At 67.0% G+C, this 12807-nt stretch carries 15 protein-coding genes; 3 read left to right on the forward strand and 12 right to left on the reverse strand.

Annotation, left to right across the window (positions count from 1 at the left end; genetic code table 11):
* The first annotated feature begins 1 nt into the window (after nucleotide 1).
* From DMP11_RS06070 to DMP11_RS10600, 3 genes are all read left to right on the forward strand, one after another.
* Nucleotides 2-991, forward strand: coding sequence for a tyrosine-type recombinase/integrase (locus tag DMP11_RS06070; protein ID WP_123185618.1), 990 nt, complete (start codon nucleotides 2-4; stop codon nucleotides 989-991).
* 97 nt (nucleotides 992-1088) lie between these two features.
* Nucleotides 1089-1418: a hypothetical protein gene (locus tag DMP11_RS10230; protein ID WP_148041100.1), complete on the forward strand. Its 330-nt coding sequence runs from the start codon at nucleotides 1089-1091 to the stop codon at nucleotides 1416-1418.
* Between the two features lie 119 nt (nucleotides 1419-1537).
* On the forward strand, nucleotides 1538-1672 hold the full coding sequence (locus DMP11_RS10600) for a hypothetical protein (protein ID WP_257431290.1): 135 nt from the start codon (nucleotides 1538-1540) through the stop codon (nucleotides 1670-1672).
* A gap of 29 nt (nucleotides 1673-1701) precedes the next feature.
* Here DMP11_RS10600 and DMP11_RS06075 read toward each other — a convergent pair whose 3' ends face one another.
* The 12 genes from DMP11_RS06075 to DMP11_RS06130 all read right to left on the reverse strand — a co-directional run bounded on the left by DMP11_RS06075 (nucleotide 1702) and on the right by DMP11_RS06130 (nucleotide 12771).
* The gene (locus tag DMP11_RS06075) at nucleotides 1702-2508 is read right to left on the reverse strand and encodes a hypothetical protein (protein ID WP_123185619.1); all 807 of its coding nucleotides are present in this window, start codon (nucleotides 2506-2508) and stop codon (nucleotides 1702-1704) included.
* The gene (locus tag DMP11_RS06080) at nucleotides 2505-2759 is read right to left on the reverse strand and encodes a hypothetical protein (RefSeq protein ID WP_123185620.1); all 255 of its coding nucleotides are present in this window, start codon (nucleotides 2757-2759) and stop codon (nucleotides 2505-2507) included. The genes DMP11_RS06075 and DMP11_RS06080 overlap by 4 nt, the downstream gene beginning before the upstream one ends.
* A 2-nt stretch (nucleotides 2760-2761) precedes the next feature.
* Complete coding sequence (locus DMP11_RS06085; protein WP_123185621.1) at nucleotides 2762-3751, reverse strand: hypothetical protein; 990 nt, start codon at nucleotides 3749-3751, stop codon at nucleotides 2762-2764.
* Complete coding sequence (locus DMP11_RS06090) at nucleotides 3736-4572, reverse strand: hypothetical protein (RefSeq protein ID WP_123185622.1); 837 nt, start codon at nucleotides 4570-4572, stop codon at nucleotides 3736-3738. The genes DMP11_RS06085 and DMP11_RS06090 overlap by 16 nt, the downstream gene beginning before the upstream one ends.
* Entirely contained in the window at nucleotides 4569-8924 is a 4356-nt protein-coding gene (locus DMP11_RS06095; protein ID WP_161555309.1) for a phage tail tape measure protein, read from the reverse strand. The genes DMP11_RS06090 and DMP11_RS06095 overlap by 4 nt, the downstream gene beginning before the upstream one ends.
* A gap of 247 nt (nucleotides 8925-9171) precedes the next feature.
* The gene (locus DMP11_RS06100; protein WP_123185624.1) at nucleotides 9172-9573 is read right to left on the reverse strand and encodes a hypothetical protein; all 402 of its coding nucleotides are present in this window, start codon (nucleotides 9571-9573) and stop codon (nucleotides 9172-9174) included.
* The gene (locus tag DMP11_RS06105; protein ID WP_123185625.1) at nucleotides 9573-10166 is read right to left on the reverse strand and encodes a major tail protein; all 594 of its coding nucleotides are present in this window, start codon (nucleotides 10164-10166) and stop codon (nucleotides 9573-9575) included. The genes DMP11_RS06100 and DMP11_RS06105 overlap by 1 nt, the downstream gene beginning before the upstream one ends.
* A 31-nt stretch (nucleotides 10167-10197) precedes the next feature.
* The gene (locus DMP11_RS06110) at nucleotides 10198-10533 is read right to left on the reverse strand and encodes a hypothetical protein (RefSeq protein WP_123185626.1); all 336 of its coding nucleotides are present in this window, start codon (nucleotides 10531-10533) and stop codon (nucleotides 10198-10200) included.
* Between the two features lie 4 nt (nucleotides 10534-10537).
* On the reverse strand, nucleotides 10538-10930 hold the full coding sequence (locus DMP11_RS06115) for an HK97 gp10 family phage protein (RefSeq protein ID WP_123185627.1): 393 nt from the start codon (nucleotides 10928-10930) through the stop codon (nucleotides 10538-10540).
* Nucleotides 10920-11273, reverse strand: coding sequence for a hypothetical protein (locus DMP11_RS06120; RefSeq protein WP_123185628.1), 354 nt, complete (start codon nucleotides 11271-11273; stop codon nucleotides 10920-10922). The genes DMP11_RS06115 and DMP11_RS06120 overlap by 11 nt, the downstream gene beginning before the upstream one ends.
* 12 nt (nucleotides 11274-11285) lie before the next feature.
* A complete protein-coding gene (locus DMP11_RS06125) occupies nucleotides 11286-11600 on the reverse strand; it encodes a hypothetical protein (RefSeq protein ID WP_123185629.1) in 315 nt (104 codons plus the stop codon).
* 10 nt (nucleotides 11601-11610) lie between these two features.
* The gene (locus DMP11_RS06130; protein WP_123185630.1) at nucleotides 11611-12771 is read right to left on the reverse strand and encodes a phage major capsid protein; all 1161 of its coding nucleotides are present in this window, start codon (nucleotides 12769-12771) and stop codon (nucleotides 11611-11613) included.
* Between the last annotated feature and the right edge of the window lie 36 nt (nucleotides 12772-12807).

Here is a 12807-nt window from a genome sequence, read left to right on the forward strand (position 1 = left end):
CATGAACGCAGAAGAAGCCATGGCCATGCCGCTGGGGGCCATCGCGATGAACCACTACCTCCCTGAGAAGCGCCGCCGCCGGCGCGCCAACACCGTGGACGGCTACGAATCTTCCATCCGCTGCCACGTGCTGCCCCGATGGGGCAAAAAGCTCCTGGGCAAAGTGACGAGGGACGACGTGCAGGAATGGGTGGACGAGCTGGGCGGGACGCCCGCCGGCCCCGGAGGCACCGAGAAGGCCTACAAGTGCCTGCGGCAGATCGTCCGCTGGGCGATGGACAAGTGGGGCATCTACATGGCCGACCCCACGCGCGGCATCGAGCTGCCGCGCAAGCGGGCCTACCGCCCCGAGACTCTGACCCAGCGGCGACTCAAGCGGTGGATTCGGGGCATGGTCGGCTGCGAGTGCGAGGCCACGGCCATACTGCAGTCGGCCCTGGGGTGCCGGCCCGGCGAGAACTACCACCTGGAATGGCCCGACATCAACTGGCGGACAGGGGCCGTGCCCCTGGACGGCTCGCTGCAGGAGACGTCCGAGGGGCTGATGGACTATCCAACCAAAACCGCCAAGGGCGAGCGGACGGGGTACCTACCGCCGTGGGCGCTCGACAGGCTGCACCAGATTTGGGTGGAACTGGGGCGGCCCAAGGGGCGCATCATCGGGTGCCTCTCTCCCTCTCAGGTGGCCTACCGCATCAGGGCCTGGGCGGAGAAGCGCCGGCTGCCGAAGGTCACGATGAAGAACCTGCGGCACACGTGGGGCACCCTGGCCGCCCAGGCCGGCGTGGCCATACAGGATTGCGCCGCGATGATGGGGCACTCCGACATACAGACGACCTACCGCTACTACTACGCGCTGACAGCGGCCCAGGCAAGGCGGGCGCAGCGCAAGGTGGCCCGCGCCGTGATGGGCAAAACCTGCGAGGACATGTACGCCGGCGTCAATCTGCGGTTCACGAGCGTGCCCGCCCCCATGGCGAGGGCGGCATAGGCATTCCTTATCCCAGGCTAAAAAGCAAAACCTTCTAAAGCCAATCAACGGCCAGGCGAAGCCGATTTACTGGAGCATGCACCAGGACTCGAACGGCGTGAGCAGGTTGGTGCTCTACTCCGAGGCAAGCGGTGCCGGCTCCGCTTCGTACGGCAATGGCGCTGTTGTGAACAAGCCGCCCTTCGTCACGCGAACCGTGAGCCGGGGCCTGACGGTAAAGGCGAGCAGCTACGGAAACGTGGCCATCAGCCCGCCCGCCGTTGCCGGGTACACGTTCCTGGGGGTTACGGGCGTTGGACACAACTCCAGCTCGAGGTTGAACATATTCGGATTTTCGTCAAGCTCGATCGGATTCCACAACTGGACATCGGGCGACTTGACCGCGACCATCACCATCACGCTGCTGTACGGCCGCAATGGTTCCTAGGGCATTCCTTATCCCAGGTATCGAAAGCCGCGCGCGAGGGTTGGGTTCCGCGCCTTTACTGGTACTCGAATTGGCCATGGAACAAGCCCGCCTCCATGCACGCGTGGGGGCGGTTCATCGTGTTGGAAAAAGATGTGGGGCTAGCGACCGAGTACTACGCCATAGGCGTCTCCACCAGCCAACTGTTTTTCGGCGCGAAGACGGAGAAGGCTGGGTCGTTCACGTGGTACAAGGCCACGGCCACTGCCGTCTAGGAGCCGGGCCGCCCCCGGTCATCCGGATGTCAGGCGGACGAATCGCGCTGTATGAGCTCGCCGTCGTTCTTCGCCGTAATCCCGTACATCTTGCCGGTTTCGGTCATGACGGCGAGCGCCCAAAATACGCCATTGGGCTTTTTGCAGCACAGGGCGTCGAACCCCGGCGAGCGCGACCACACCGCGCGGACAACCGAGAGCCCCGTGGGTATGTCGCTGAACACTCGTTTGATGACCGGAAGCGGCGTGCTCTCGCCCTCGTTGGTGTAGCAGGTGTACTCCTGAATAACTTGGGATAAGGAATCCCGGACATCATTGATTTGCTTCGAAAGGTCGGCGTACAGGCCCTCGATGGTGTGGCTCTCCTGCAGGAGCATCTTCGGCTCCTGGGGGTTGATGCCGTTGATGGCCACGCTGCAGATGGGCATCTCGGCCACGGTGTCGCCGGCGTTGAGGTCGCCTTCGATGTGGCCGGGCACGACCGCCGTCCCGGTGGTCTCCTCGCCCTTGATGGCGCGGAGCTCGCACTTGTAATCCGGGTACGTCTCGATGTGCGCGACAATCAAGTCCACCCGGTTGTACCCGGGGATGCCGTTGTCTATGTTGACCTCGGCGTAGTCCCCGGCCACGGCCCAGCGGTAGCCGCAGCACACGGCGTCCCCTCCGAGGACGCGCACCGTGTTCGAGTCGATGAGGGTGCAGGCCATCTTGCTCTTCGTGGGCAGCACGTAGCTGGCAGGGCCGAGCGTCCCGGCGTTGTAGCGCGCGTCGTTCTCCGGCGAGATGTGCGGCTCGCCGGCGTGCGCGGTGATCAGATGCAGAGACCCTTCCATCATCGACGCCCTTTCTCCATGTACTCGGTGAGCTGCGCCGCGAAGGCCTGGTGCATCTCCTTCCACACTTTGGCGCACTTGGGGCACAGGGTCGCCTTCATCTTCACCCCGTTCTTGTCGGTGTACTCCGCCGACAGCCACCTTCCGCGCTCCTTGTCGTTGGGCCCCAGGTACACGATGGGCAGCTCTCCCCCGTCGTGGTTGGCCTCGGCCCTGTCGCACGCGAACCGCGTGTAACCGTCTTCAGTAGCCATCGCTAAACCTCCGTTTCAGTCTTGGTCTCGTACTCCACGTGACCGTCTTTCAGAATCGCTATCTTCTGGGCGATCGAGGTGACGACCGAGAAGCCCTCCTCCACGGAGGAGCCGCCCACCACGTCGTCTATCTCGTACGCCCCGCTCTCTTCCGAGCGCATGGTGCAGGAGGAAAGCTCCCCCTGGCACTGCTCCAGGAACTTCCGCCCGTCCTCGCGGAGGGCCGTCGCGTCGGCGCTGGGACTGTCGTAGACCGCCCCGTTGTAGTCCTGGCCGAACAGCGTCTGCACCTCGCCGACCCTCCCCTTCGCGTCCGCGTACAGGTCTACGATGGTCCTGTTCGCGAGCTCGCCCGTACCCATGCAGTGCAGGTGGTTGACGGGCCGGCCCTTCGTGATGGAGAAGGCGTGGGACTCCCCGTCCATGTAGTTGTCCACGTAGTTGCCGCGCGGGACGGCCGAGAGGATGACGCGGCGGTCGGCGCCGCTGTATCGAATCTGCAGCTTCGCCCCCGCCGACAGGAGCATCTTGCGCATCGCAGTCCACCCGCCCATCTCGGAGCCGAGCCGGCTGAAGCGGTGGCCGCTGACGCGGAAGCCGCTGTCCGCCGCGGAGGCCTTGAAGATGTAGCCGAGGTTCAGCCTGGCCACCAGCATGGCCAGAATCGCGTTGCACTCCCCGGAGGCCTCCAGGTAGTCCTTGCCCTTGTCCGGCACCACCAGCGCCGACTCCAGCACCCCGTGCCAGGTTCTCCCGCCGATGGTCACGGTGTCCTTGGACGTGTCGACCGTCAGGGAGTCGACGATGCCGCCGAACTCCGAGTCCTCCATCATCACGTAGCAGCCCTGGGCGGTGCCCGTCCCCTTCGGGATATCGAGGGAGAAGTCGACCTCCCCCTCCACCTGCACGAAGAACTGGCCCTCGGCGAACTCGTAGATGCCGCGCTCCCGCCCGTAGCGGTCGGCCCAGAACAGCCTCACATCGCAGCCCATGCCGGTGCGCTCCTCTCCTCGAAAAGCTCCACCTCGATGGCGTTGTTGCCGCCCCAGGCCGCCGTGTGCCTGCCGGGCGGCACGGTCGCGAAGATGTAAGCCCCGGCGCTCCTCTCGCCGTCCGAGAGGGCCGAGGTCTCCGTGCCGTCGCTGTGGCGGATGACTATCTCCTGCTTCGGGCCGAACCCGCGGACGAGCAGGAGCTGCCCCCGCTCCACCGACCGGTGAACCTGGTAGCGGTTCTGCCCGATGCGCAGGTACGGCTCCGTGGCCGGCCCGGCGAACGCGATGTTCACCTTCGCCGCCGTGGGGAACGGGTTGGCTATCTGGTCCATGTTGTCGGAATGGCGCACGTAGTCGTACGGGTAGTCGCGCGGGTAGTCGAGGGTGCCGGCGATTTCGCCGCTGCCGCCCGTGAGCGTGTAGCGCTTCGACCGCACCCAGTACGGCTGGTCGGTCACGAGGGTGCACTCGTAGACCGCCTGGCTCTCGTACTTCAGGGCCTCGGAGACCTCGTACGACAGGAAGAAGCAGCTGATGTAGGACTGGCCCACCCACAGCTTGCCCGGCTTCAGCTCCCGCGCGTCGTAACTGATGATGTCCAGGAACCTGTCGCGCTCCGCCAGGCTCCCGCCGCGCATGAACACGGTGAGCCCTATCTCCCTGATGGAGCGGGAGATGCCGGTGATGCGGCCGCCGGTCGAGCGGTACTCCTGGTCCAGGTCGAAGAGGTTCGAGCGCCCGTACTGGAACGGGGCCTTGCGGCCCCAGAAGACCACCTCGTCCCCGTTCGACCCGACGTAGCGCATCTTGACCTTCATCGCCCCACCTCCTTCTTGACGAACCGCCCTATCGCCCGGTCGTCCAGCACCACTTCGGCGGCGGTGTTGTCGCTGATGACCCTCGGCAGCTCGCGGCGCATCTGCTGCACCTGGAAGGCGAGCTCCTGCACCGCCCTGTCCGACTGCGGGTCGCGCGTCACCTGCACCGTCTGGCGGACGCTCTCCAGGCTCTCCGCGCGCACCGTGGCGTTGGCCGCCATGTCGGAAACGCCGAGCGCCGCCGACATGGCCCTCTTCTGCTCCTCGGCCGCCTTCTCGGAGGCCATGCGGATGGCGGGGAGCGCCTCCAGCATGCCCTCGGCGTAGTTCTCCACCGAATGGCGGCCCCATCTGATTTCGCCCTCGCCGCCCTCGTGCAGCGGGCCCTCTTTCGCGATGGTGTGGCCGAGGACGGATTTGACCCATTCGCCCACCTTGCCCAGCGCGCTCATGAGCGTGGACTTGGAGCTGGAGTTGGCGATGCCGCCGGCGTAGTTCTCGGTGGTGTGCTGGCCCCAGAGCGGGGCGCTCTTCTTCACGCTCTCCAGTTTGTCCTGGACTGCGTTGCCGACGGTCTTCGCCTTGCCGCCGGCGTACGAGGCCTTGCTTCCCACGCCTGTGCCGAACGCCGCGGCGCCGGCGATGCCGGTGGTCTGGCCGGCGCCCGCCAGCTTCGCGAACTCCAGGGCGGCCGCGCTCGCAACGCCGGACGCCGCCGCCGTGACCTTCTGCCGGCCGCCGCTGATGCCCCCGGCCATCGCGGCCGGGCCGTCCGAGCCGGCCCTCTTGTTCTCGGTCACGAACGACTGCAGCGTCTTGCGAACGGACTGCACGGAGCCGTCGTAGCTGGAGACTATGGCCGAGAGCTGCTCGTCGGAGAGCGAGCCCAGGTCTTCCAAGGACACGCCCATGTCCTCCAGGTCGGCCTCCACGGCGTCGGCCTCCGCGCCGACCTTCTCCGCCATGGACTGTATGGCCATGGAGACGGCGTCAGACGCCCCCTGGGCCTCCGTGGCGGCGTTCTCGCGGGCGAGGTGCATGCGGGTCACCAGGGCGTCCCCGGCGGCGGCCCCGGCGGCGTCGTACTCGGCCGACAGTTGGGCCAGCTTGCCGGTCGTGTCGTTTTTGAGGTCCTCAAGCACGCCCGCGTACTCCGGCCCCATCCCCGCTATGTAGTCGATGAACCGCCGCTCCGACTCGCTCGCGGCCCCCTCGTAGAGCGCCGCGAGGTTCTGCGACCAGTTCTCGGTGGCCTTTCGGTTGTGCTCCAGCGTCTGGAGCATCTTGTCGAGCGAAACGTCCTGCTTTTGCTCGATTTCGTCGAACGCGTTGCACGTCTTGCTCGACAGGTCCTCGAACGCCTTGGTGAGGTCGGACGCCTCCTGCCCCGTGTCGGAGAGGTGCTGCGCGAGCTCGTCCACCGTCCACCCGGCGTTGCGGATGGCGTCGGAGAAGTACTTCGAGCCCGAGCAGTACTCGGACAGCGCCTCGGAGATCTTCTGGACCTTCTTGGACGCCTCGTCGCTCTCCTCGGCCAGCTCCGCCGTGGCCTGGACGGCCACCTCCGTCTCGGTGACGGCCTGCTCCAGCCCCTCGCCGTAGGCCTGCGCGGCCTCGGCCGCGGTCATCTGGCCGCTCTTCACGGCCTCCACGGCCTGGGCCAGCGCCTGGTCGTGGGCGGCCATGTCCTGGGCCAGCTTGAGCGCCCGCTCCATCTCGTCTGCGTTCTCGGACTGGGCGGCGGTCAGGTCGGCCACCTGCTGCTCCAAGTCGAGCTGCGCCTGGCTCGTCCACACCTGGACGCCGAACAGCTCGCCGTAGGTCTCCTTGCAGCGCCTGGTCTCGGCCTCCAGCTCCTCCTGCGCCCGCGCCAACTGGGCATCTATGGAGACGCTGTCCTCCATGAGGGAGTTGTAGCGCTTCATGGCCGCCTCGCCGCGGACGCGGTCGGCTTCCGCCTTCGCGAGGTTCCGCACGGCGTCGCCGGTGAGGTCGCAGGAATCGGCCACCTCGTCGTAGGCCACCGCCTCGCGCCCCAGGGCGTCGTTGAGCATGCGCGACATGCTGGCGAGCTTGGCCTTCTGATCGTCGCTGCGGTTCTCGACCTCCAGGAGGTCGGCGACGCTGCCGGCGAGGTTGAGGATGGCCCCTGCCTGGCTGGCCGCCTCGCCCTCCGCATCGCGCAGGGAGTCCACGAGCTGCCCGTGGGAGTCCACCGCGCCGCGGCACTCGTCCACGAGCTTTCCGAGCGTCTGGCGGCTCTCCTCGAAGGAGGCGTTCGCCTGCTCGTAGGCGTCCTTCGCCCTCACCGCCGCATCGGAGTTCTCGCCCTGGGCCGCTGCGGCCGATTCGTATTCCGATTTCAGGCGGGCCACCTCGTCCGCCTGCCTCTGCGACTCGGTCGTGAGCCGCTTGGTGGAGGACATGGCCTCCATGGCGCCGCTCGCGAAGGCGCCCAGGCCCGCGACGACCGCCGTCACGCCGGCGATGATGCCCACGAGGGGCAGCGCCATGAGGGCCGTCCGGAGGACGCCCACGCCCACGGCCGCCCCGGTGGACGCGGTGCCCATCGCGGCGGTGCCGGCGGCGCTCGTGGCCGCTGCGGCGCCCTGGGCCTTTGCGGCGGCGGCGGACGCGTTCGCCGCCGCGGTCTGCGCCTTCGTTGCCGCAGTCTGCTCGACCGCCGCCACCTTCGCCCTCGCCATGAACTCGGCGAGGGACTGCATGCCCTTGCCGATGGCGGAGACGTTGCGCACGCCGGTGCCGAAGATTTTCAGAAGAGGTCCCGCGGCGGCGGACAGGGCCACGCACGCGAGCACGGCCTTCTGCTCGTCCTCCGACATGTCCGAAAAGGCCTCGGCGCCGTCGGCTATGGCGTTGATGAGGGGCTCGGCGGCGTCCAGCACTTCGAGCATGGCGCGGCACAGCGGGCCGCCGTAGGACTCCGCTATGGCCGACACGCGGTTCTTCAGCATCCCGAACTGCGCGGAGAGCGAGTTGTTGCGGTTGGCCACCTCGGCGTCCAGGGCGCTGTTCTCGCGCCACGCCTGGTTGGCCGTGTCCACCGCCCTGCCCAGGAACTCGGAGTTGTTCGCCAGGCGCTTCATGGTGTCGGTCTGGCGGATGGACGTGATGCCGAGGTCGGAGAGCATCTTGGACATGTTGCCGCCGGACTGGACGGCGGAGTCCATGCCCACCAGCACGGCGGACAGCGCCCCCACGGCGTCCTGCCCCCATGCGGCCTTGAACTGGCCCACGGACATGTTGGCCGCCGACGCCCACGCCTCCAGCGAATCGGAGTTCATGGCCACCGCTTTGTCGATGGACGACATGATGGTGGAGATGGCGGTGCCGCCGGCCTCCGCCTCGATGCCCATGGACGCGAGCGCCGTGGACAGGCCCAGCACGTCCGCCTCGGTGAGGCCGATGGACTTCGCCGCGCCGGCGATGCGCATGGCCATGTGGGAGATGTCGGCCTCCGTGGTGGCGAAGTTGTTGCCCAGCGCCACGATGGTGGAGCCGTAGTTCTTGGTCTTGTCGTGGGCCATGCCCATGATGTTGGCGAACTGCGCGAGCTCGGTCGCGGCGTCCTCGGCGCTCATGTTGGTGGCGATGTCCAGGCCGCTCACGACCTCGCCGAACAGCTGCAGCTCGTCGATGGTGTACCCCAGCTGGGCGCCCAGGGCCTGGATGTCGAGTATCTGGGACGCGCTCACGGCGTTGGTCTTCGAGAACTCGATGGCGGCGCTCTTGAGCGCCATGTACTGCTGCTCGGTGCCGTCCACGGTCTTGCGCACGGACGTGAGGGAGTCGTCCATCTCGATGGCGGCCGCCACGGACGCGGCCCCGGCGGCGAGGATGGCCGGCGTCACCGTCTTGGTGAGGGCGGAGCCGACCTTGTCCATCTTCTCGCCCACGGGGGCTATCTTCTCGCCGAACTTCTCCAGCTTGATGCCGGCCTGGTTGAACGACGAGTTGGCGAGGTTCTGCTGCACGATGCTCTCGGCGAGCGCCTGGCGGTAGCCGTCCAGGGCCTGCTCTACCTTGGCGATGTCGCCCTGGAGCTTCGCCCATTGGGCGTCGTCCATCTTCACATCGCCCGCGGCGACCTGGCGCTCCGCCTCCTTGAGGAGCTTCAGCTGCTCTTCGGTGGACTTGATGGCGGCGCGGTAGCTCGTCTGCTGGGCCTCCAGCAGCTTCACGTTGCCGGGGCTTATCTTCAGCGCCGACTCGATTTTCTTGATTTCGCGCGGAAGCCCGCTCATGGTCTGCTTGGCGCTGCGTATGCCCTTGTCGAGGTCTACGGTGTCCACCCCGAGCTTCAGGGTCAGCCCGCGGAAAGTGATGGCCATGGGGCCTCCTTTGCTTTTCAAGGTGCATGGGTCGAATCCGCTCCGGGAGGGGCGGCGGGAGAGGAGGGGTTTCGGGGAACCGCCCCGCCCGGAGCGGATGCACCGAACGCGCGGTGCACCCATCCGTCACATGTAGAACGCGTCTATGTCCTCCTGGGTCGCCTGCCTGGGCGCGTCCGCGGGCTCCACGCCCTCCGCCGCGCAATCGGCATAGGCGATGAAGTCGGACATGGTCATGCGCCGCAGCTCACCGATGGAGAAGCCCATCCGCACGGCGGCCAAGACGTTTCGCCAGGGAGTCCAGGCATCTGCCGAGCCTCCGCCGGATTCGGCGGGACGGTCTGCCACGAAACAGCTCGGCGCTGATGGCCGAGTCGATCACCCCCACCGCGCCGGCGGTGTCGCCCAGCGTGAACTCGCGGGAGTCGAACTCCCTGATCCATTTCGGGAACGGTGATACGGCATCGTCGGCCGTCTTGGCCATGGCCCAGGCGATCTGCAGCAGCACCGCGATGTCCGGGGTGCCGTCCCCGAACGCCCCGATGGCGTCCGCCATCAGGTCGGTGCCGAACTCGCCCCGGTAGTTCACCAGCGCGAGCGGCCCGCCCTGCATGTCGACGGGCCTCCCGTAGATTTCGCCGGTGACCATTACTCAACGGGCGCGGAGGCGTCGAGCGCGGGCATGCAGACCTTCGTCCAGAAATTCGCCCAGGACTCGGCGTCGGTGGTGTCCTCCTGGAAGATGGCGCGGGCGGTGTACACGGTCGCGCCGCCGCAGTCGATTTCCTTGGGCACGGCGGTGATGGTCACCGTCTGGGTCTTCGGGGTGGCGCTCTCCTCGGTTGTGGCGCCGTCGGCGTTGGGGCGGGTGGCCGTGCAGCTGTAGAAGACGTTGCGGCGCTTCGCCTGGTCGCCCATCACCTCGAAGGCGAACGCGAACTCGCGGGGAACCGCGTCCGACACCTCGACCAGGGCGCCGTTCTTGTCCTTCATCCAGCCCAGGCACTCCGTGAAGAACTCATCGGGCAGGTTGGCCACTTCCAAATCTCCCGACCAGCCGGTGTTGGACACAGTGTTATAGAAGTTCGTGTCCTCTGCGTAGAAGGGGTTGGACGACCCGGAGGGCGCCATGGACACGTTCACGGCGCCGAGCGCCTGGATAGCCGTCCCGTGCCCGTCTTCGGTCACGGGGAAGAAGGTGGCCTTCTTGAGGCCGAAGTTGACCTTGTTTTTCTTAGCCATGTTTTTTGCTCCTTAAAAGAAAGGGCCCTCGTCAGAGGGCCGTGAAGTAAACTGCCGCCGTCACCGGGCTGCCTATGTCGTCTCCCCCGGCCTCGGTCGTCTCGAAAGTCCATCCGGCGCCGGAGACCGCAGCCTCCAGCGCGTCCAGCTCGTCGTCTCCGGGGCCGTCGGTGTACAGCTCGGCGCACCACCTGGGACGGATGAAGTAGTTGGTGTCGTCCGCCATGAAGTCGCTGCGGTCGACGCGGAAGAACACCACGTAGGGCAGCGGCGGGGGCGGCGAGGGGTCCCACGTCCTGTGGGCGCACGGCATGCCGCACCCCTTCAGGGCGTCGAACACCTTCCGGGTGATGTCCCTGTGGGCCATCGCGTCACCCCCTTCTCACGCGCTGCATGATGTACTCTTCGGTCTCGTCCGCCGCCGGGGCGATGTGGGGCCGCGCCGGCTTGCGCTTCCCGGTGTCGCGCCCCATGAAGAACTGGCGGTAGCCGTTCTCGATGAGGTGCGTGAGGTGCGGTTTGAGCTTGTTGTGGACGCGGATGTAGAACCCGGTCCCCCCGGCGTCCTCCTCCGACCACGCCCAGCCGCGCGCGTACCTCCCGGTGCGCTTCGGCGACTTCGCCCGCACGGCCTTCACCGCGAACCTGCCGGCGTCCTTGACTATCTCCACAACGTCCGCCCTGGCCTTGCCGGCGAACTCCTCCACGTAGCGCTCCATCTCGGCATGGAGCTCCACGGCGCCGTCCACCGTCTTAGTCTCCATAGGGCACCGCCCCGCTCCTCTTCCGCGAGGCGCGGATGAGCACCTCGGAGTCGCGCCCTCCCGTCTGCCCCACCGACGCGATGTCGAGCGGCTCCGGGTAGCCGGCCAGGCGCACCCGGCAGCGGGACGGGTTGAGGTGGGCGAGCCTGGCGCTGGGCCTGGCGAACAGCTTCACCGTCTCCTGCTCGTTGACGGCGCACGCCTGCCAGTACTCGGTGCTGCCCATCTCGCGCACCCGCACCCACCCGCGCCACACGGGCTCCTCGGACACGGACACGTTCCCGCAGTCGTCCTGGGACGCCTTCTTCTCCTCGATGACGGCGAGCACGTCGTAATCGCTCATGGTGGTCGCCTCCTAGATGAGGTTGAAGTCGAACGAGGACATGACGGCCTCCACCGTGCGGTTGGAGTGGGCGCGGCCCTCCATGTCGCGGTTGTCGAACATGTCCCGCGCCACCGCCAGCACCGCTATGGCGATGGACGGGTGCGCCGACATGGTCTGCTCGTCTATGCCGTAGGCCTCTCTCACGTGGTCGTAGGCGGCCGCCCGGCACGCCCTCGCGAAGTCGAGCGACGCGGGCTCCTCGTATTCGGGGTCAATGCGGAAATGGTCGAACAGCAGCTCATCGGGGATGTCGGCGGCGTCGAGCTCCCCCAGCTGCGCTGCCATCGGCGGCCCCCTATTCGGAAGCGCCGGGCTTGGCGGCGGTGCCCATCTTCAGGCAGGAGATGGCCTGCTTGTCCACCACTGCGGCGTCGACCTCCATCCAGCAGACGGCGCCGAGGGCGTGCTGCAGGGCGAACTTCTCGCGCAGCATCTCCACCGCGGGCTCTTCGGCGAACTTCACGGCCAGGCCCTTCATGTTGCCGTAGTAGACGACCTTCTTGCCGGACGCGGGGGCCGCCATGTTGTCCGACACGTACACGGGCTTGCCGAGCAGGACCTTGCCCCAGGGGGCGGTCACGTCGTCCAGCAGGTACTTGCGGCCCATCTTGTCCTCCAACTTGCGGATCATGCTGCGGGTGGCGCTGTTCATGATCCAAATCGCGCCGTTCTGCAGGGCGTCCGGCACCGCGTCCTGGGTGTCGATGAGCTCGTCAATGGTGATCTCGTCCTTGTAGTTGGTGGTGACCACCTGGGTCACGCCGGAAAGGCCGGCGATTTTGCCGGCGGTGCCGTTGAGCAGCTCGCCCTCGATCCAACGGGCGGCCTTCTCGGCGATGTCGGCCACCACGAAGGACACCAGCGCCAGGTCGGAGTTGTTCAGCATGGAGCGGGACACCTTGCACAGCGCGCCGGCCAGGAAGCCCTTGAGCGACACCTGGATGAACTGGCCGGCGCCGCTCACCAGGTCCTCGAACTCGGTGGCGTAGGCGACGGCGGTGGAGGAGGTCTTCTCGTCGTAGACGGGCACCACCAGCTCGCCCTTCACGTTGTAGCGCTGGGCGTTCTGCAGGATGGGCGACACGTCGTAGATCTGCTTCACGATCTTGGCCGCAATGGTCTTGGGGATGACGGCGCCCTCCGTCCCGGCCTCCAGGTTGGTGGCGGCGCGCAGCTCGTTGGAGCGGCCGCGGATGTAAGAGGCGAAGGCCCGCACCTCGGCGGCCTCGGTGTCCTCGGCGCGGTTCTCTCCGCCGCCCTCGCCCACCTCGATGGCCTCCAGGCTGTTCTGCAGGCGCTCGATGGTGGCGTCCATGGCGCGGACTTCCGCCTCCAAGGCCTCCAGCTGGGCGTTCTCCTCCTCGGTGAAGGCGCGGGTCTCCGCGATGGCCTTGCCGTTGATGGCCTCCATCTCGGCGACCTTATCGTTGCGCTTCTCAATCATCTTCTTGTACATTCTTTCTCCTTTTCAGGTCGTTTCCGGGCATAAAAA

The sequence above is a fragment of the Parvibacter caecicola genome (assembly GCF_003725335.1).
GTDB classification, from domain to species: domain Bacteria; phylum Actinomycetota; class Coriobacteriia; order Coriobacteriales; family Eggerthellaceae; genus Parvibacter; species Parvibacter caecicola.

Coding starts and splice junctions, on each gene's coding strand:
- DMP11_RS06070 (WP_123185618.1), top strand. CDS start 2: ATGAACGCAGAAGAAGCCATGGCCATGCCGCTGGGGGCCATCGCGATG.
- DMP11_RS06075 (WP_123185619.1), bottom strand. CDS start 2,508: ATGATGGAAGGGTCTCTGCATCTGATCACCGCGCACGCCGGCGAGCCG.
- DMP11_RS06080 (WP_123185620.1), bottom strand. CDS start 2,759: ATGGCTACTGAAGACGGTTACACGCGGTTCGCGTGCGACAGGGCCGAG.
- DMP11_RS06085 (WP_123185621.1), bottom strand. CDS start 3,751: ATGGGCTGCGATGTGAGGCTGTTCTGGGCCGACCGCTACGGGCGGGAG.
- DMP11_RS06090 (WP_123185622.1), bottom strand. CDS start 4,572: ATGAAGGTCAAGATGCGCTACGTCGGGTCGAACGGGGACGAGGTGGTC.
- DMP11_RS06095 (WP_161555309.1), bottom strand. CDS start 8,924: ATGGCCATCACTTTCCGCGGGCTGACCCTGAAGCTCGGGGTGGACACC.
- DMP11_RS06100 (WP_123185624.1), bottom strand. CDS start 9,573: ATGGTCACCGGCGAAATCTACGGGAGGCCCGTCGACATGCAGGGCGGG.
- DMP11_RS06105 (WP_123185625.1), bottom strand. CDS start 10,166: ATGGCTAAGAAAAACAAGGTCAACTTCGGCCTCAAGAAGGCCACCTTC.
- DMP11_RS06110 (WP_123185626.1), bottom strand. CDS start 10,533: ATGGCCCACAGGGACATCACCCGGAAGGTGTTCGACGCCCTGAAGGGG.
- DMP11_RS06115 (WP_123185627.1), bottom strand. CDS start 10,930: ATGGAGACTAAGACGGTGGACGGCGCCGTGGAGCTCCATGCCGAGATG.
- DMP11_RS06120 (WP_123185628.1), bottom strand. CDS start 11,273: ATGAGCGATTACGACGTGCTCGCCGTCATCGAGGAGAAGAAGGCGTCC.
- DMP11_RS06125 (WP_123185629.1), bottom strand. CDS start 11,600: ATGGCAGCGCAGCTGGGGGAGCTCGACGCCGCCGACATCCCCGATGAG.
- DMP11_RS06130 (WP_123185630.1), bottom strand. CDS start 12,771: ATGTACAAGAAGATGATTGAGAAGCGCAACGATAAGGTCGCCGAGATG.